The following is an 18,863-nucleotide window of genomic DNA, read 5'->3' on the forward strand; positions in this document are numbered from 1 at the left end:
CGCAGAGCTCGTGTTTTGGAGTATAATAGCAGCAAATGTTAACTCGACCAGAATCAGAAAGAGCCCCATGAGTATTGAAAAAGCCTTAATCGAACGTAGTAATAATCAATGTGAATTGTGTGCAGCCACCGAGAACTTATCTGTTTATGAAGTACCACCGGTAACTGAAACCCACTCAGATAAATGTATTTACACGTGTCAAACATGTAAAGATCAAATCGAGAATAACAGCGAAATAACGCCTACACATTGGCACTGTTTAAACGATAGCATGTGGAGCCAAACTCCTGCAGTACAAGTTGTAGCTTACAGAATGCTTTCGCGTTTAGCGCCTGATAATGGCTGGGCACAAGATGCGCTAGACATGATTTACCTTGAAGAAGACACGCTAACGTGGGCTAAAAAAGCACTTGCTGAAGATGACGATTTAAAGCATGTAGATAGCAACGGTGTAGTACTTCAAGCAGGCGATACTGTTACCCTAATTAAAGACTTAGACGTTAAAGGTAGTAGCCTTACAGCTAAACGTGGAACAGCTGTTCGTAATATTGGCCTAACCAGCAACCCTGAACATATTGAAGGGCGAGTTGACGGCCAACGCATTGTTATTTTAACTAAGTTTGTTAAAAAATAATCGTTTGTTTTTAATTATTAAAGGCGCTAATGCGCCTTTTTTTATGTTTAAAATAAGTTAAGGAATGATTAAGTCACTAGGTAATACACTAGGGGGATAATATTGAGTAAGGATAACAAACATGGAAAAGCATCAAGCAGTACATTCACGTAAAAAAGCACTTACAGGACTTAGTTTATTAGCACTGAGCGCTTTTGTTATAACCGGTTGTGATCAACAAACAAAGCCGACTGAAAATACAGAGCAAGCAAAATCAATATCGACTCTAACTACCCAAGTTAGCTACAAAGATCGCATTATGCTTCGCCCCGGTTCACAGTTAATAGTTACGCTTTCGGATGTATCTAAAATGGATGTAAAAGCAGATATAATAACCCAAGAAGTGATTGATATTACCCAAGCCCCACCATTTACTGTAGAGCTAACTTATGATGCCAGTAAAGTTAACGATAAACACCGCTATAGCCTAAGCGCCAGAATCATAAATAAAGACAAAGTACTTTACACAAGTACCACAAATAACGACCCATTTAGAGAATCACAGCTAACTGGCCCTTATAAAATTGAGCTTTCAAAAGTATCCGTTGAAAAGCCAGACGTAACGCTTACAAACACGTACTGGAAAGCAATAACAATCAATGCTCAAACAGTAAATGTTACAACTAAAGAGCCGTTTATTCAGTTCGATAAAGACTACCGTGTTAATGGCTTTTTAGGCTGTAATAATTTTAGCGGAAGTTATAGCACCGAGCAGCACACAATTACACTTAGTCAGTTAGCGAGTACAAAAAAGATGTGTTCGGAGAATATGGACCAAGAGGCAGCTATGTCTAACGTACTTAACAATACTTCAAAGTGGGAAATTACAGGCGAGTCACTAAAACTTAAAAACAACAGCGGTAATACGCTTGCTACTTTTAACGCAGTTTATTTTAATTAATATTTAGCTCCCTAATATATGTGTTACCTAACACATTCGTATTGATTTTAAATAAAATGCCCAGCAAAACTGGGCATTTTATCATTCATTGTAAGCACTATTTAAAGCTACTCATCAACGAGTTGTTCACTTCTGTAAAAACCACTTGGCTCACTCAACAAATCAACAAGTTCAGGCATTATTGCATCCATTGTTTGCTTTAGCTTCCATGGAGGGTTAATCACAATCATGCCAGATGCTGTCATGCCGTGTACGTCAGTGTCCGCTTCAGTGCCTAATTCAAATAGCTGAATGTTGCGCATTCCTGAATCAATTAAGCCCTGCTCCATATTATCAATGCGCTCTCTGTCTACTACCGGATACCAAATCATATAAGTACCTGTAGCAAAACGCTGATGAGCTTTAACTAAGGTTTTTACAACCGTTTCGTAGTCATCTTTAATTTCGTACGGAGGGTCAATTAACACACACGCTCTGCGAGATGCTGGTGGTAATAATCCTACTAAGCCGGTAAAGCCATCTTCTCCGCGCACACGAATGGAGCGCTTACCTTGCATATTTTCTTCAAGTAATAATAAATCGCGCGGGTGCAGTTCAAAAAACCAACCCTTATCTTGGCGGCGCAAATAATGCTCTGCAATTTTTGGTGAACCCGGATAAAATGCAAGTTCGTCAGTGTCGTTAAATGACTTAATTAATTCAATGTACTCATTAAGCTCAGCATGTTCACTTTTATGTTGCCAAAGTTTTTCAATACCATCTTGATACTCTTGCGTTTTTTGCGCATCAGCAGCTGCCAGTTCAAAAAAGCCAGCACCTGAATGCGTGTCTATATAATCAAGCGGTTTATCTTTAATTGTTTGGTAATTTAGTACTTGTGCCAGTACTAAATGTTTAAGTACATCGGCAGGATTACCCGCATGAAATGAGTGTCTGTAACTAAGCATTATTTATTTTCGCCATACGCAATTTAATATCGTAAGTGAACCATAAGCACTAGGCTTTGGCAACTTACACCAAGATAAGAGAGTGTTAAAGTGAACCATTTCTGAATGAAAAAGCTCATATGCTGAATTATCCCTTAACGCAGAAGAAAAATCAGCTAAAACCACCGTAAATGCTGGCAAATCAACACACTTTGCTTTACATTTGCATGACATTAATTACAGTTATATGAGCGCTTTTATGAACAACACTACTCTTCAACAACTCGAACAACTGATCGATTCTTTAATCGAACGTAATAATCAATTACAAACAGATGTTGCTACTTTAAAAGAACAGAACACTAAACTAAGCGATGAAAACGAATTACTACAGCTTGAAGCTTTAGAAAATGAAGAAAAGCAAAAAGATGCCAGCACTACTTTATCTGGTCTTCTTGATAAATTACAAAGCGCACAACAGGCTAGCTAATGTCTGAGCTGCAAAACCAGCGGGTCACTGTTGAGTTGCTAGGTAAAGAGCAGCAATTTGCTTGCCCTGAAGGGCAGGAAGATGCATTAATAGCAGCAGCTAAAAATCTAAATGGCTTAGTTGAGCAAATGAAACAACGCTCAACCGTTAGAAACGATCAAAAAGCCCTACTAATGGCAGCATTAAACTTAAGCCACGAATTGCTAGAAGCAAAAACACAGGCTACAGTTGAACAACAGCATCAAGACCAATTGATTGATAAACTCAGTCAGCATTTGGCAAATGACCCCAAACACCAAAAATAAAAAGCGCATACTGCGCTTTTTGTTTATTATTAAAGTAATTAAACCTCAGCGTAGAGATAATAAATGAAGTTAAAACTTTCAAACATAACCTCTTCATGTAAGCACTTACTATTAGCATGCACTTTATTATCAATAGCACCTAACACCTACGCTGCCGTTACTTGGAATACAATAACCCCTCATGTTCAGTTTTTAAAGCAACAAGACAAGCTTCGTTTTTACGACTCTAACCAAGTATTAATTGAAGGCGAAAAATGTGCCCTACTGGTTGATACGAGTGCCAATTTTGCTGCAGTTGAACAACTTGCTGAAGATTTAAAAAAACGCCTTAAAACACCTTTATGCTATTTGGTTGCCACGCATTACCATGACGATCACTTGCTAGGTATGGCGGTTATGCAAAATTTTTATCCTGATGCCAAGCTCGTTGTTCATCAGCAAGTAAATAAAAATTTTAGCCTTTACCAAACAGCATATACCGACAAACTAGACACCTATGAAAAGAGCATTGAGCTGAGCTACCAACGATTAGCGAATGTCCCTAAAGAAGAGCAAGCTAAATGGCGTGATAAGTTAAAGCTTGCAAAAAAGCGACTTTTTCGCTGGCAGGAGTATCAGCTTAGCAAACCCGAAATAGTCATTAATAGTCGTAAAGTTATCGACCTTGGTGGTTTTGAGGTAACGCTTGAGCCGCAGCAAGCCCATACTAACGGTGATTTAACTATTACTACTAATAATGGCAGTGTGCTGATTGGTGGCGATATCGTTGACTGGCTTCCTTACCCTGGACACGGTGAACTTAAAAGTTGGCAAACGTTGCTTAAGCAATATATTAACGATGAAAAGCTCGCTATTATTATACCTGGTCACGGCGGCACATTAACAAAAGAGCAGCTGAAACAGCCACTATCATTTTTAACAGCCATAACAGAGCATGTTAAAAACAATAAAGATCAAAGTATTGAGCAATTAATGCTGTCGTTTCCTGAATCAGTTATTGAGCCTTATAAACAAGAAGCGCTTAATATAAAATCGAGTAACTTTTTTTTACAAGCTGGCCTAAATCGCGCAAAAAGCGCAGAATAACTCAACACAACGGATTGTGTTAAAATAATAAAAGGAATTTACAAAAGTGATCACTATGCGCAGTTTGGTTTTATGTTGTTTGGGTATTTTGTTATTTGGTTGTCAATCAACGGAGCAAGAACCACAAGACGCTCCACAAATATTTACTCATTTTGAGCCTGACTATTCTTATGATACTGACGAGGAAGTAGCTCAAACGCCTCAAGTTAATGAGCCAGTTACGCCACTTCAATTCAAAAAAACAATCGTAAAAAAGCGCCCACCAAAAACCACCGATCTGTGGGTGCATATAGCCAATAATCTACACTTTACGATTTATCAAAATCGCGCTTTAAAAAAGCGTATCAGCTGGTATGCAAAGCAACCTAACTACTTACAAACGGTGAGCAAACGTGCAGCGCCTTACCTGTATCACATCGTAAAAAAAATTGAGCAAAAGCAATTACCTATGGAGCTCGCATTACTACCATTTGTAGAAAGCGATTTTAGACCAACAATAGCCTCATCACAGCAAGCTGTTGGTGTTTGGCAGTTAGTTGGCGCAACGGCGCATCACTTTGGTGTTAAGTCAGACCAATGGTATGACGGGCGCCAAGACGTACTTGCTTCAACCGATGCTGCACTTGATTACTTAAGTTACTTACATAAACGCTTTGATGGTAATTGGCTACATGCTTTGGCCGCTTATAATAGTGGTGAAGGCCGTGTTAAACGTGCAATCGAAAAAAACAAAAAACGCGGTAAAAGCACCGATTACTGGTCGCTCAGTCTGCCAAAAGAAACCGCTGACTATGTACCCAAATTACTCGCTTTAAGCCATTTAGTTAAACACCCACAAAAGGGCATTAAACGCCCAAAGCTTGCATATAAACCATTTACAACACAGATGAACATAGGCCAGCAGTTTGACTTTTCAGTCATTGCCAAGCTCTCTGGTATAGGTTCAAAGCAGTTACATGCTATTAATCAGGGATATTTAAAAAATCAAAGCTCACCTAACGGGCCGCACACTTTACTGCTGCCTATAGGACAAGAAGCATTATTAAAAAGTCAGTTCTTCAAATCAAATTTTGCTGGAGAGTACATCGTTAAACAAAACGATACGCTTTACAGTATCGCCAGGCGTTTTAGTATGTCGGTAAAAGCTTTAAAACAACTTAATAATAAAAATAATAATTTAATAGGTGTTGGAGAAAAGTTATTAGTTGGGCAACCTAAAACTCTGCCAAGCACATTAACTGTTGATTACAAAATCAGCCCTTATTTAGAACACCAAGAGATTGCGATTCCCACCATTGAAATAGATTACGAAGTTAAGTCGGGCGATAGCCTTTGGAGTATAAGTCAGCTTTACGATGTACCTCATAGCGACTTGGCAAAATGGAACAAACTCTCTGCATCGAGCATTTTAAAGCCTGGCACTCAATTAGTACTGTTTATACCACAGGCTGAAAAGCAAAAAGCAGCCCCAACAAAAAAAGATTTTCTGCTAAATTTACAAAAAACACTAAATCAGCCACGTTAAGTTTATAAACAAGTATATTTCGCGTAAAATTGCGCCCTAACATAGTTATTATTTGAAGAGACAAGCATGCAAATTAGCAAAAATTCAGCAGTTGAATTTCATTACACCCTTAGCGAAGCGGGCGAACAAATTGAAAGTAGCACAAACGAAGCGCCACTTACTTACATTCATGGCAGCGAAGGCATGCTTCCTGGTTTAGAAAAAGCACTTGAAGGTAAAGAAGCCGGCGAAAAATTTAGTGTAACTCTAGAGCCAAGTGAATCGTACGGCGAGCGTGTTGATGATTTAATTCAACGTATTCCGCTTAAGCATCTACAAGGCGACGTTAAAGTATGGAAACCAGGTATGACAGCAATGGTTAGCTCTAACCAAGGCCGTCATCAGGTTACCATTGTTAAGGTTGGTCGTTTTAACGCAGATTGTGATTTAAACCACCCATTTGCGGGCAAAACACTAACGTTCGACGTTGAAGTTGTATCTGTACGTGAAGCGACGAGTGAAGAAGTTTCTCACGGACATGTGCACGCTGAAGGCGGCTGCGGTCACTCTCACTAGTTAGCAATAAAGGAAGTAAGTATGTCTAAAGTTGCAGTAGTTACAGGTGGTACAAAAGGAATTGGTCTAGCCGTTGTAAAGCGTTTGCTAAGTAATGGCTATAAAGTACATAACCTTGATATAGAGCCAAGCGAAACTGGTATATTTCATCAGTGTGATGTAAGTGATGTATCGGCGGTACAAAGCTGCATCAACGCTATCTGTGAACAAAGCAAACGTATTGATGTACTTGTTTCTAATGCTGGAAAACACTTAAGCGCAAATATAGAAAGCACCGATGAGCAAGCTCTCGATGCACTTTTTGCGCTTAATGTTAAAGGTGCCTATGCCGCAGTACAAAGCGTATTGCCAAGCATGAAAGCGCAAAATAGCGGCGCTATTATATTAGTCGCATCCGATCAAGCAATTATAGGTAAGCAAAACTCTTTTGCGTATAACCTAACAAAACATGCCCTTGCCTCAATGGCCAAAACAACGGCGCTTGATTACGCGAGCTTTAATATTAGAGTAAATGCAGTATGCCCTGGCACAATAGAAACCCCGCTATTTCATAACGCAATAGATGCGTACTGTGCAAAAAGTGGCGCAAACAAAGCTGAAATAGTTGCCGAGGAAGCAAGTCTTCAACCGCTTAACCGATTAGGTCAAGCCGATGAGGTTGCTGCCCTTGTGAGCTTTTTAGCAAGTGACGATGCCAGCTTTATTACTGGCAGCCTACAAAGTATTGACGGTGGTTACACTGCCCAATGAGCATGCTAATTATTGACCCTCATGTGCATTTTTTTAATCTTGCCGAGGGGCAATATACTTGGCTACAAGGCGAAAACCCACCAGCATGGCCTAACCTAGAAAAAATCAAACAACCAATAAGTGCAGAGCAACTTGTTAAAAGTACTGATTTTGAACTTGCGGGTATTGTGCACATTGAGGCTGGGTTTGATAATCAATCACCTATAAACGAGTTAAACTGGCTAAGCTCGCATTTAAAAAGCCTTTCATTTAAGGCTATTAGTTACAACCAAATTGATGCGCCCGCAGAGCAATTTAATCACGCGCTAAATGCACTGGCTCATTCAAGCCTTTGTGGTATAAGAGATATAACCGAAGAAGGTGATGCAGTGAGACTAAAAAGCCCTCATTGTATTAATAACCTTAATTTATTGGCTACAAATAAACTGCATTTTGAAGCTCAATTTGATATTGAAAATAGCGAAATAACCAAACAAATAGCTTACTACGCTAAGCAGCTACCGCAGCTTCAAATTATAATTAATCATGCAGGACTGCCAAGTAATTTAAATGACTGGCAACAAGATGCTGAGTTACTTGCTCAGCACGACAACATAGCAATTAAATTCTCTGGTTTTGAATTACTACAACTTACCAGTGAGCAACAAGCAGCGTGTTTTAATATTCTTTTTAATCACTTTGGCCAGCAGCGTATTATGTTTGCAAGCAACTTTCCTGTGTGCCAAATAAATACAAGCTACAACACTCTATGGCACTGCCATAAGGCGTTATGCTCAAACGATAAGACATGGCATAACCTTAGCTATGCAAACGCTAAGCACTACTACCAAGTTTAAGTAAAACTAGTTATATTAAACTCTCTTTTTATAATAATACGGCCAATTTATGAAAATGTACTTTTTACTAATCGTTGTATTTTCTGCGTTTTTTCTCAATGGCTGCATATCCCAAAATCCAGACCCTACACCTAAGCTGCAACATGCTCTACTGGCAAAGCCAAATAAAACAGCCGTTAGCAAAGCAATTAAAACACTTGTACATATACAAGAAACTCAATTAGCTGATGATGTATTTACTACCAGCAGCACAGTAACCCTTAGCAATGTAGATGATAATAATATTATCGACACGCAAAGTCGCAATACACCCGATCAGTTTGAATTGATGATTAAAGGCAAGCAATGCTATATACGCCACCTTGATAGTAAAGCCACTATCGAGCTTAAAGACGTAGAATGTAGAATTAACGAGTTATAACAAGCTAAAACTTTACCAAACAAGTAAAAGCCGGTAAGTGACTAATCACTTACCGGCTTTTTAATGCATGACCTAAAGTTAGGTTAAAAGACTATTATTTTATTTCTACGCGTTGAGACCGCATAACAATCTCATCATTTAATTCAATACCCAACCCTGGCTCTTCTGACACTTCAAAGAAACCATTTTTAGGTTGTGGGTCTTGTAAACATAACTCGCGGTTCCACTTTTTAATCGCATAAGTGTGGTGCTCATGAATCAAAAAGTTAGGGATAGCCGTTTCTAAGTGCAGTGATGCTGCTGTTGCAACAGGCCCGCCACATACGTGAGCTTGAATACGCACATCAAAGATATCTGCGTAATCACATACTTTTTTAGTTTCGGTAAAGCCACCACATAAACCAATATCAGGTTGCAGAACATCAATACTTTGATCTTCTAAGTACGGGCGCACACCCCAGCGATTATACAAACGTTCACCACCAGCAATTGGCACATTAACTTTATCTGCTACTTTTGCGTGTAATGAATGGTTTAAATAGTTAACTGGCTCTTCAAAGTACATACAGTCAAATTCTTCTGCAATTTCACCCAACTGAATGGCTGTTGTCACGCCAGGTAAACTGTGGCATTCAAAAATAATATCCACTTCGTCGCCTACTGCTTCGCGAATGGCTTGCATACGTGCACGGTATAGCTTCATTTCAGTGCGTGAGATTATTTTTGTACGGTCGTAATAAGTATTGCCGTCTTTATCGTACTGAATTGGATCTACTTTTACTGCATCGTAACCTTCGGCCATCGCCTTTAAAGCCGCTTCTGCATATTCTTGCGGTTGTACTAGGGCTTTAAATTCGCTATCCCAGTCAAACTGTAATTGCGAAGCGTAAGTGCGTAGTTTGTCGTTAACTTTACCGCCTAATAACTGGTATACAGGTAAACCAAGCGCTTTACCTTTTATATCCCAAAGTGCGGTATCAATTGCGCTCATTGCAGCATATACAACAGGTCCGCCGCCTAAACCCCAAAAGCTTTCACGTAACATACGTGACCATAGTTTTTCTGTTTGAAATGGGTCGTGGCCTATTAAAAAGGCGTCGGCCATTTCCTTAATCATAGCCGCTGCAGCACTGTGACCTAAATCGTATGCAAGGCCCGCTTCGCCAACACCACTAATACCTTCGTCAGTATGAATACGTACAAACACAGGTGTCCAAGAAGGTCTATCAGGACAGTGAATATCAAATACTTCAACGCGATTTACTTTCATTAAAATTCCTTATTAACCGCTATGGGTTATTTTGCAAAACTAGGGTCAAGTCGATACGCTTTACGTAACATCGCAGGCCACGCAAGTTGCCCGCCGGTGCTGCCACTGTGTACTACGTTTGCTTGATTATAAATATTGTCGATTATAGGTTGCGGTACTTCAATCACCTCTTGCGAGCTTGATTGTAGCGCTAGTTGAATTTCACACGCTCGCTGTAAATCATAAAAGCGCATAAACGCATCGCCTACCGTTGGACCTACTGTTAAGCCACCATGATTTACCAATAACATATGGTTAGTGCTGCCCAAATCATCTTGCAGCACTTTTCGCTCGTCGTCGTTTACTGCAAGCCCTTCGTAGCCATGATAAGAAAGCGATGGCAGTGAAAACATTGAATATTGGCTAAGCGGTAATAAACCATTTTTTTGTGTAGCGACTGCGATTGTTTCTTTGGTATGAAGGTGAATAACACAATGAGCGTCTTCGCGTACCTCGTGAATCGCACTGTGAATAGTAAATCCAGCTGGATTAATACTAAATGGCGTATCGTCAATAATGTTGCCGTCTAAGTCGACCTTTACTAAATTAGAGGCAGTTACTTCATCAAAGGTTAAACCAAACGCATTCACTAAGTAGTGGTCGGTGCCAGGCAAACGTGCTGATAAATGCGTATAGATTAAATCCCCCCAACGAAAGTGCTCTACCAGTCTATAACACGCGGCTAAATCAACACGAAGTTGCCACTCTTGTGCTGATACTTTATTTTTTAAATCGAGTTGGGGTAAATCAAACATAATGAGCCTTTTAAAAACGTACATTATTAACCTGTACGAACAGATGTTTAGAAGTCTAAAGCAGTCTCTATTTTATAGCAAACACCAAACAAAACAGCCACACTATTGTGTGGCTGTTTGTAAAACTAAAATACCAATTGTATTAAAATGGTATAGCTGCGTAAATTATTTTACGTTAGCTAGGTAATCTGCAATTGCTTCAAACTCTTCATCAGTTACCGTTGCAACCATTGCTTTCATAGCCATGGTCATACCGTTATTACGTGCACCTGATTTGATGTCTTTCATTTGCGCTACTAAGTAGTCTTTGTTTTGACCGTTTAGTTTAGGGTACATACCCATAATTGGTGCTTTACCTTCAGCGCCATGACAAGTTTGACAATTCTTAGCGGTATAAAGTGCAGCGCCATCGGCAGCTGCTGCATTAAACGAGAAGCTTGCGGCTAAAGTAATACCCGCGCCTAATAGTAGTGTTTTCATCTTGCTCATTGTATTTACTCTTCTTTTTTGACGGTTAGAAAAACTGTTCTATTGATTGTAGTAAACAATCAAATAAAAAGCATACGTACGAAACGACGCTAGACGATCAACTTAACCAAAAACCGCTAACTCGTTTCTATCTCACTTTTATATACTTTAGCAAATAAAAATGAGCTTACCCTTAATAACTATTACCACACTATATCATCTGGTACTTCAAAGTCTGCGTATGGGTCATCTTCATCTTTTGGTTTGTTTTCTGGCTCTACATGAAAAACAATATACTTTTCGTCAACTTCAGCCACTTTGCGTGCTGGTTCGTCGTCTAATACGTAAAATTGCCCTTCTAGTACACAAATAGCTAAACGACCGCCCGATAACGCTTTTTGCGTTTTCTCGTTCACGTCGATATTTTTTACTTTGTTTTGATAAGTAAAATTAAATGTGCGCTCACCACGAATAGCGTCTTGGTTGTGGTGCTCTAAAATTTGTTTAACACGCGCTTCTTGCTCGCGCTGCTTTAAGCTCACTTGGCGTGTCTGGTTAAGCTCTTCAGCTTTTTTTTGCTGCTCTAGCTTGGTTTGTTGAATATGCTTTTGCAGATCACTTGGGTTGCTAGTCGCCCCTTTCTTTTGCTTTTTTTGTTGCTTACGCTTTTCTGATTTAGCAACTTTAGCATTATGCGATGTTGTTAATCCTGCTTGAAGCAATTGGTCTTGTAATGAACCCATGACTTTGTTCCACTAAAAACTAATATTATCGCTATTTTAATCACCAACGAGTTCAAATAACAGCGCTATCGACATTAATCTAGCAAACTAGTTAAAACAAACCATGATATAGCGCAATGACTATGGTTTTAATTATGAATTAAAAGCAATTTTTAATACAATACCAGACAACCAATCAGCAAATGCACAAGCCATATAATGCGTTTACCTCATCTACTCGTTTGCTCGGTATTTATATTTTTTGTGCTTTATGCACCGCAACCCCTACTTAGCCTTTTTGCGAGCGAATTTAATGTAGCACCTGCGGTAGCTGGCAGCTTAATGACTGCAACTATGCTGCCCTTAGCCATTGCCCCGCTCGTTTATGGTTTATTTTTAGCAAAAATAAATCCACTACTTATATTACGTATTGCAATGGTGCTTTTAGGCCTTAGCTGCTTACTTTTTGTTTATGTACCTAGCTTTGAGCTTTTATTATTAGTCAGATTTTTACAAGGTTTAACGCTCCCCGCAGCTTTAACAGCAATGACTAGCTATATAGGTATGAGCTATAGCGCTGATACACTTCAAAAAAATATGACCCTATATATTGGTAGCAGTATAGTTGGTGGTTACTTTGGACGTGTGCTTGCCGCTTTGTTTAGCGACTTATGGAATTGGCAGAGCTTTTATTACGTAATTGCTTTTATGCTTATTTGCTTAGCTTTGACAGTTAAGCATTCTCGCTTTACAAACCCAGCTAAACAGTCGCAGCTCTCCCCACTCGATTACATTAAACAACTTAAAGAAGGCGCTGTACTTAAAGTTTACGGCGCCGTTTTTTGTATGTTCTTTTGTTTCGCTGCACTGCTTAATTACTTACCGTTTATATTACAAAACACGTTTTTAATTACTAATACTCGTGACATAGGTTTAGTTTACAGTGGTTATTTAATTGGTGCCCTCGCCTCTATTGCTGCACCTTGGTTACTTAAAAAAGTCCCTTCGCCTTGGCATTTATTAACTGCGGTATTTAGTTTTTATAGTGTGAGTATTATTTTATTAATGAGCCATCAGCTTAGCTTATTTTTAATCGCATTTACTTTGTTTTGTGGTGCTATGTTTGTGATTCATTCAACTGCCGCACCACTCGTTAATAAAATCAGTAAAGCCCCACCAAGTGTAACCAATGGCGGATATGTATCGTTTTATTACAGTGGCGGTGCATTGGGGTCGTTATTACCCGGTGTGGTATACCAACATCATGGGCAAACAGCGTTTATGTTTACGCTGCTCGCGGTTTGTTTATGCGGTTTATCGTTAATTATGTGGGCTTATTTTGAGGGTAAAAATACAACGCGCGGTTGATGCTTTGTGTGATTAAAAAATATTTCTAAGTCAGCTTTACTAAGCAACCATGTTTGGGTGTTTTCAAACGGATGACAATGAAACAAATCACCACCCCAAATATCTTGATCGACCCATAAGCTCACTTCGTTTTGCTTATCATTTAAAAGAGCCAGCATAGATACACACCCAGGAGCCACTTTTAAATACGTTGCTAAGCGTTCACTCGATGCAAACCCTAAACGCGAAAGCCCTTGTTGCTTTGATAGTGCCTTTAAATCGAGTTGCTTATTGTGCGCTGTAATAACTAGAAAGTGTCGCTTGCCTTCGTTATCGCGTAAAAACAGGTTTTTAAGACGAGTACCTGGGCGCTCAATCATAAACTCATCTGCTGCTAAGCTAGTATGCAGCGGCGGATGCTCTATTACATCATAGTTAATATTTAGGTGCGCCAAAAGCTCTGCTAACTTAGTTTTATCAACCAACATATTACAAACAACGCCCTCTTAGTTGTACACTCAAATCTCGCCATAAAACATCATTAACTTCATGCTTATTGTCGCAATACTTACGATCTTTTAGCTCTTGATTTAATAATTCAACTGCTTGATCTTCTAGCTGTAACTTTAGAATGCTCGACTCTTCAAAATGCTCTTTCTCTATATACTGCTTAACCTCACCACGACTTGGTCTCTTATTAGGACCACGGTCTAAGTTAAAGTTTTCACGATGCTTAGCTTTTACCGAAACAACATAAGCAAAAAGCTTATTACCTTGCTCATCTTGTTTTTCGTGAAACTGTTTATTATTTATTTCAAAAGGCGGCTCATCATTTGAGGCACAGCCAGCGAGTAAAACCATAAGCGCTAGAACACATTTTTTCATTGTTTTTTATCGTTTTAGTTTTGAATTAAGCCGAGTCTAACAAAAATTGACGTAAACAGTGAAAATTTACGAAAAAATACTTGACCAAATTTATAAAAAAACTTAAAGTTCGTCCCGCTTGGAACTCAGCAGTCAAGCAGTTACATTATATGTAACTTAGGAATGTGGGGCTATAGCTCAGCTGGGAGAGCGCCTGCCTTGCACGCAGGAGGTCAGCAGTTCGATCCTGCTTAGCTCCACCACTTTCCTACTCCTTTTCAAATTCGCTCTACTCTTCTATTTTTCCATTGTTTTTATTATTTTTTGACACCCTAACATTCTAATTTTTCATTCTATATAATTTTAAATCTATCCATTCAACTTGTGTCTTTACAAGTTCTTAGCTATACATAATGTCACACATTAGTACTTTAGGCTTAACATGGACAACCCTAAGCGTTCAACGCTAAAAAAGCTAGCTGCAATAGGTTTAACAGCAGGTGCAATAACACATGCGCCTTATGTTTTTGCCCGAAAAAAAGTCACATTAAGAGTGCTTGGTACGCATGTAACACTCCAAGAGGCTATCCGCAAGCAAGCGATGAGTGACTTGGGTATTAATATAGAATTTACTCCCGCAGGCAGCGCTGCTGTTTTGCAAAAGGCATCAATGGACCCTAGCTCCTTTGATTTATACGAACAATGGTCAGACAGCATTAATGTGCTTTGGGATGCAGGTTCCATTCAGCCAATAGAAAAAAAACGACTCACCTACTTTAACGAGATAAATCCACTTACTAAAACGGGAAAACTAACCGAAACTGCAAGTATTGGTGCAGGTGATGCCCCCTATAAATTATTAAATGTTCAACCCGATGGCACATTAAGCGCACAAGAAAGCGATCATATTAGCTTTTTACCTTATGTACATAATGTTGACTCTTTTGGTTACAACACCGACTTTATTAAGCCCGGTATAGCATACGAAACAGAAAGCTGGAGTTGGCTGCTTGATGACGAGAACAGAGGTAAAGTAGCTATTGTAAATGCGCCTACCATTGGATTATTTGACCTAGCCCTAGCAGCACAAAGTAAAGGACTTATAAAATTTAACAATATAGGTGCAATGACCCGCCCAGAACTTGATAGGTTGTTTAGTATATTACTCGACTTTAAACGCCAAGGTCACTTTAGTGGCTATTGGAATTCGGTTCCTGAGTCGATTGAATTTATGAGAAGTAAGCGAGCCCATATAGAAAGCATGTTTTCGCCTGCAGTTTCTGCATTAAACAGCCAAAATATTAATGTACGATTTGCCGCGCCAAAAGAAGGCTACCGAGGCTGGCATGGTGTTATGTGTTTATCGTCACAAATACAAAGTAGCGCAAAAGATGCAGCTTACGATTATATGAATTGGTGGCTTTCAGGCTGGCCTGGTGCATTTATTGCTCGCCAAGGTTATTACATTAGTAACCCGCAGCGCTCAAAACTACTCCTATCTCCGCCGGAATGGGATTACTGGTACGGTGGAAAAGCAACAAACATAGATTTATTAAATACCAATGGCGACGTAGCTGTAAAAGCAGGTGGGCAACGTAATGGCGGTAGTTACCATAAACGCTTTAGCAATGTAGCAGTGTGGAATACAGTTATGCCAACCTATGACTACAGCCTGCAAAAATGGTATGAGTTGATTAGCCGATAATGATAATAAACTCAATTAAATCAAAAATAATATTAGCTCTGTGTTCGCTGATTGGATTACTTCTTTTACAGAGCTATTTGTTTAACTATTCGCAAACGTCTTTACTTAACTTGCAAAAATCGCAACATAACGCGCTTATTCAAAGTGAAGCTGTAACTAACTTAGAAAACGATATTATTTCCCTGCAAGGGCATGCAGTTTCATTTATTGACAATGCAAATGAAAATACGATTACCAAATTTAATTTTTACTTAAATAAGGCAAATCTAAATCTCGAGCAGCTAAAAACAAACACTCAAAACCAGACCCCTGAGTATCAAAACTCACTAATACGCCTTGGCGAGTATTTAAATAATTACCAAGATACATTTGGCCAAGTTGTCGTAAACAGACAAAAACGCGAACGCCTTTACACTACTCAGTTCAAACAGCCTATTGATGATCTGCAGGTAACAATTAGTGATTTAGAAGGGTCTTCAAACAATGATAATAAAGTTATTTTTAACGATGTTTTACTCACAATAAGTAATTTAAAACATGCAATTATAAGCTACCTCTATAAACCTAATTTTGATGAAGCACAAAATGTAAAACAAAACTTAAATCACTTACATAAAAAACTAACGAGCACCTCTGTAATAAATGAATCCCTCTCCAATAAAACAACAAGCTTAAAACAAGCTTATAACCAACTTGTATTACTCACCCGTAGCTACACTTTTTCTGTAAATGTAGTGCTTACAGGCATAGAAAACGAATTGCTGTATTTAACTAATGAAATTAAAAACATAGAAAAAAATAAACTAATCAAAACAGAAGAGCTACTAAGTAGCCACTTAACAAAAAATACAGAACAGGCAAATATATTTGCCGTTTTAATTATGTTAATCATTTTATTTTTAAGCTATTTTATTTTTAGATCGGTTATAAAACCAATTACTCAGCTCACTTTATTACTTAAAGATATGAATAGCGAAAAGCCAGTAACTATTTCAAATAACAGCCAAAATCAAACTGAAATAGCATCGGTAATAAAAGCAGCTAACGCTTTATATTTAAAAAATAAGCAAACCAAAGAGCTACTCAATGAAACCCGCGTATTAAATTCCCAAATGGAAGCAATGAATGCCGACCTGACGAGTGCCATGGAGCAAACCGATAAAGCCAATAAAACAAAAATAGATTTTGTAGCCAATATGAGTCATGAACTTCGCACCCCAATGAATGGCATATTAGGTATGTTGCAACTTTTACAAAGCAGCGAGCTTCCCTCAAGGCAAAAACACTACGCAGATAAAGCTTTTTCAAGTGCTCAAAATTTATTGCAGATTTTAAACAATATTCTGGATTTTTCTAAGCTAGAATCGGAAAAAGTTCAGTTAGAGCAAATCCCTTTTACCTTACATACTATAGTTTCTAACGTTCAAAATTTATTCTCAACAAATGCCAAGCAAAAAGGTTTGTTATTAAACTTTACTTTACACGTTGATGCAGGGCTTGAACTTATTGGCGACCCAATGCACTTAAGCCAAATAATAAATAACTGTGTAGGTAACGCAATTAAGTTTACTGAGCATGGTGAAATATCATTAATTATAGAAGCGACATCTCAACACGAAAAAACAATAAACCTTCGCTTTAGTATAAAAGACACGGGTATTGGGATGACGCAAGAGCAATCAAAAATTATATTCCAGTCTTTCTCGCAAGGTGATTCAAGCACAACAAGAAAGTATGGTGGGACCGGTTTAGGGCTCACTATAAGCAAACAATTAACTAAATTGCTGGGCGGAGATATACAAGTAAGGAGCACGATTAATCAAGGTAGCGAGTTTTTCTTTACTCTACCCTTTACTTTATCTGAGCAACAAAAGCTTAAAAAACACGCCTTATTAATTAGCCCTGATAATGAGCAAATTAAAAAATTAATGGACTTACTAAGTGATATAAATATAACGACAGAAACAACACAAGAACCATTAAGAGCCATTGCAAAAATGTCTCAGCCTAGTAGCCCATTTAGTATTGTAATAATGTCGATAGAAAAAAAAGAGCTCAACGATAACTTTATTTTACAACAACTGTACGCTCAAAATAAAAACGCTAATGAAAAATTAACACTTATTTTATTAATTACCGATGAAGAGTCTCCTGAGCCAATTGCAAAAAATGAAAATATAAACATTATAATTATTGGTAATAAAAATAGTGAAGTAGAAATTTTAAGAGCACTCGCACCAAATAATTTTAAAGAAAAGCAATTAAAGCCTCACCCTAAATTCTCGGGTTTTAATGCATTAGTTGTTGATGATAATAGAATTAACCAAGAAATAGCCTCCGCCCTTTTAGCAAAATTAGATATGACCGTGATCATTGCTGATAATGGACATGATGCATTAGATAAAGTAGAGATAAATGACATCGATATTATTTTTATGGATGTTCAAATGCCAGTTATGGATGGGCTTGAAGCAACAAGCATATTAAGAGAGCGAGGCTACAAAACTCCCATAATTGCCATTACGGCAGCCGCAGATCCTAATGATAAAAAAGCAGCGTTTAGAGCGGGTATGGATGACTTTTTAGTAAAACCGATTATTTTTGATGCGCTTTACGAAAGTATAGAAAAGCATCTGCAAAGTAGCGAATCTCTGAGCACTATAAACCTGCCTTTAGCAAAAGAAAACCTAGAAAACAATGACAAATTGTTAGCTAAATTATTTACTCAGTTTGTTAACGATTACAATGACTTTTCGATTAAAGCTGATATATTAATCAAAAATGGAGAGTTAGAAAGCTTAATTCGACTAGTACATACACTCAAAGGCTTGGCCGGCACATTAGGCTTTGAGCTACTGCAACAAAGTGCGCAAAGTGTTGAGAAAAGCTTAATAGATAAGAAAAGTATTAATTTATCTCATTTTAATGAGCAATTAATACTTACACTTTTTGCTGTAAAACAATTTTTGATAGCTGATAGCTTTAAAAAAGAACATATACAGCAACATGAACTAGAAAACGAAGACTCGGTTATTGATAATATATACTCATTAGCATTAACGGCTCGCCCCGTACCTAGCAGTTTGATTAGACAGCTAGAAATGAATCAATATGATAGAGGCCACTCTCTATTTAAGCTCAAAGAAGCAATTGATCATTTTAACTACACGTTAGTAATTGAGCTTATTGATAAGTATAGAAACGATAATAAAAATTAGGCATAAC

The 18,863-nt window shown here is 38.2% G+C and carries 20 protein-coding genes and 1 tRNA gene; 14 read left to right on the forward strand and 7 right to left on the reverse strand.

The window, feature by feature from the left end; genetic code table 11:
- The first annotated feature begins 67 nt into the window (after positions 1–67).
- Both I6E69_RS06085 and I6E69_RS06090 read left to right on the forward strand, forming a co-directional pair.
- Positions 68–634, forward strand: coding sequence for a PhnA domain-containing protein (locus tag I6E69_RS06085; RefSeq protein ID WP_007586451.1), 567 nt, complete (start codon positions 68–70; stop codon positions 632–634).
- Positions 635–755: 121 nt separating this feature from the next.
- Entirely contained in the window at positions 756–1,574 is an 819-nt protein-coding gene (locus I6E69_RS06090; protein WP_197120829.1) for an META domain-containing protein, read from the forward strand.
- 107 nt (positions 1,575–1,681) lie between these two features.
- Here I6E69_RS06090 and I6E69_RS06095 read toward each other — a convergent pair whose 3' ends face one another.
- The gene (locus I6E69_RS06095) at positions 1,682–2,521 is read right to left on the reverse strand and encodes a 23S rRNA (adenine(2030)-N(6))-methyltransferase RlmJ (protein ID WP_182671457.1); all 840 of its coding nucleotides are present in this window, start codon (positions 2,519–2,521) and stop codon (positions 1,682–1,684) included.
- A gap of 238 nt (positions 2,522–2,759) precedes the next feature.
- Here I6E69_RS06095 and zapB point away from each other — a divergent pair, with 238 nt between their 5' ends.
- The 8 genes from zapB to I6E69_RS06135 all read left to right on the forward strand — a co-directional run bounded on the left by zapB (position 2,760) and on the right by I6E69_RS06135 (position 8,468).
- Entirely contained in the window at positions 2,760–2,990 is a 231-nt protein-coding gene (zapB, locus tag I6E69_RS06100; protein WP_002957855.1) for a cell division protein ZapB, read from the forward strand.
- On the forward strand, positions 2,990–3,295 hold the full coding sequence (locus I6E69_RS06105; RefSeq protein WP_182768577.1) for a cell division protein ZapA: 306 nt from the start codon (positions 2,990–2,992) through the stop codon (positions 3,293–3,295). Before zapB ends, I6E69_RS06105 begins: the two co-directional genes overlap by 1 nt.
- 63 nt (positions 3,296–3,358) lie before the next feature.
- A complete protein-coding gene (locus tag I6E69_RS06110; protein ID WP_197120830.1) occupies positions 3,359–4,381 on the forward strand; it encodes an MBL fold metallo-hydrolase in 1,023 nt (340 codons plus the stop codon).
- 55 nt (positions 4,382–4,436) lie between these two features.
- A complete protein-coding gene (locus I6E69_RS06115; RefSeq protein WP_033020495.1) occupies positions 4,437–5,906 on the forward strand; it encodes a LysM peptidoglycan-binding domain-containing protein in 1,470 nt (489 codons plus the stop codon).
- 66 nt (positions 5,907–5,972) lie between these two features.
- A complete protein-coding gene (locus tag I6E69_RS06120) occupies positions 5,973–6,461 on the forward strand; it encodes a peptidylprolyl isomerase (RefSeq protein WP_002957860.1) in 489 nt (162 codons plus the stop codon).
- Between the two features lie 21 nt (positions 6,462–6,482).
- Positions 6,483–7,211, forward strand: coding sequence for an SDR family NAD(P)-dependent oxidoreductase (locus tag I6E69_RS06125; protein WP_197120831.1), 729 nt, complete (start codon positions 6,483–6,485; stop codon positions 7,209–7,211).
- Complete coding sequence (locus tag I6E69_RS06130; RefSeq protein WP_197120832.1) at positions 7,208–8,047, forward strand: amidohydrolase; 840 nt, start codon at positions 7,208–7,210, stop codon at positions 8,045–8,047. Before I6E69_RS06125 ends, I6E69_RS06130 begins: the two co-directional genes overlap by 4 nt.
- 49 nt (positions 8,048–8,096) lie before the next feature.
- Complete coding sequence (locus tag I6E69_RS06135) at positions 8,097–8,468, forward strand: hypothetical protein (RefSeq protein WP_197120833.1); 372 nt, start codon at positions 8,097–8,099, stop codon at positions 8,466–8,468.
- A 94-nt stretch (positions 8,469–8,562) separates the two neighbouring features.
- Here the strand turns inward: I6E69_RS06135 and I6E69_RS06140 are convergent, their stop codons facing one another.
- From I6E69_RS06140 to I6E69_RS06155, 4 genes are all read right to left on the reverse strand, one after another.
- Positions 8,563–9,738, reverse strand: a complete 1,176-nt coding sequence (locus I6E69_RS06140; RefSeq protein ID WP_007375956.1) for a mandelate racemase/muconate lactonizing enzyme family protein — start codon at positions 9,736–9,738, stop codon at positions 8,563–8,565.
- A gap of 26 nt (positions 9,739–9,764) precedes the next feature.
- Positions 9,765–10,532 carry a class II aldolase/adducin family protein gene (locus tag I6E69_RS06145; protein WP_010554363.1) on the reverse strand — a complete coding sequence of 256 codons (768 nt, stop codon included), beginning with the start codon at positions 10,530–10,532 and terminating at the stop codon, positions 9,765–9,767.
- A 165-nt stretch (positions 10,533–10,697) separates the two neighbouring features.
- Positions 10,698–11,021, reverse strand: a complete 324-nt coding sequence (locus I6E69_RS06150; RefSeq protein ID WP_002957866.1) for a c-type cytochrome — start codon at positions 11,019–11,021, stop codon at positions 10,698–10,700.
- Positions 11,022–11,203: 182 nt separating this feature from the next.
- On the reverse strand, positions 11,204–11,743 hold the full coding sequence (locus tag I6E69_RS06155) for a DUF2058 domain-containing protein (protein WP_002957867.1): 540 nt from the start codon (positions 11,741–11,743) through the stop codon (positions 11,204–11,206).
- A gap of 198 nt (positions 11,744–11,941) precedes the next feature.
- Here I6E69_RS06155 and I6E69_RS06160 point away from each other — a divergent pair, with 198 nt between their 5' ends.
- Positions 11,942–13,090 (forward strand): MFS transporter, encoded by a 1,149-nt coding sequence (locus I6E69_RS06160; protein ID WP_197120834.1) that lies wholly within the window; start codon positions 11,942–11,944, stop codon positions 13,088–13,090.
- Here I6E69_RS06160 and I6E69_RS06165 read toward each other — a convergent pair.
- Positions 13,057–13,557: a prolyl-tRNA synthetase associated domain-containing protein gene (locus I6E69_RS06165; protein WP_197120835.1), complete on the reverse strand. Its 501-nt coding sequence runs from the start codon at positions 13,555–13,557 to the stop codon at positions 13,057–13,059. The genes I6E69_RS06160 and I6E69_RS06165 overlap by 34 nt on opposite strands.
- 1 nt (position 13,558) lies before the next feature.
- Positions 13,559–13,954 (reverse strand): hypothetical protein, encoded by a 396-nt coding sequence (locus I6E69_RS06170; protein ID WP_002957870.1) that lies wholly within the window; start codon positions 13,952–13,954, stop codon positions 13,559–13,561.
- 166 nt (positions 13,955–14,120) lie between these two features.
- On the opposite strand from I6E69_RS06170, the gene I6E69_RS06175 reads away from it, so the two are divergent.
- From I6E69_RS06175 to I6E69_RS06185, 3 genes are all read left to right on the forward strand, one after another.
- Positions 14,121–14,196, forward strand: a tRNA-Ala gene (locus I6E69_RS06175).
- A 179-nt stretch (positions 14,197–14,375) separates the two neighbouring features.
- On the forward strand, positions 14,376–15,638 hold the full coding sequence (locus tag I6E69_RS06180; protein ID WP_197120836.1) for a PotD/PotF family extracellular solute-binding protein: 1,263 nt from the start codon (positions 14,376–14,378) through the stop codon (positions 15,636–15,638).
- Positions 15,638–18,856, forward strand: coding sequence for an ATP-binding protein (locus tag I6E69_RS06185; protein ID WP_197120837.1), 3,219 nt, complete (start codon positions 15,638–15,640; stop codon positions 18,854–18,856). Before I6E69_RS06180 ends, I6E69_RS06185 begins: the two co-directional genes overlap by 1 nt.
- The last annotated feature ends 7 nt before the right edge of the window (positions 18,857–18,863 follow it).

Source organism: Pseudoalteromonas sp. NZS100, assembly GCF_015864815.1.
GTDB classification, from domain to species: domain Bacteria; phylum Pseudomonadota; class Gammaproteobacteria; order Enterobacterales; family Alteromonadaceae; genus Pseudoalteromonas; species Pseudoalteromonas distincta.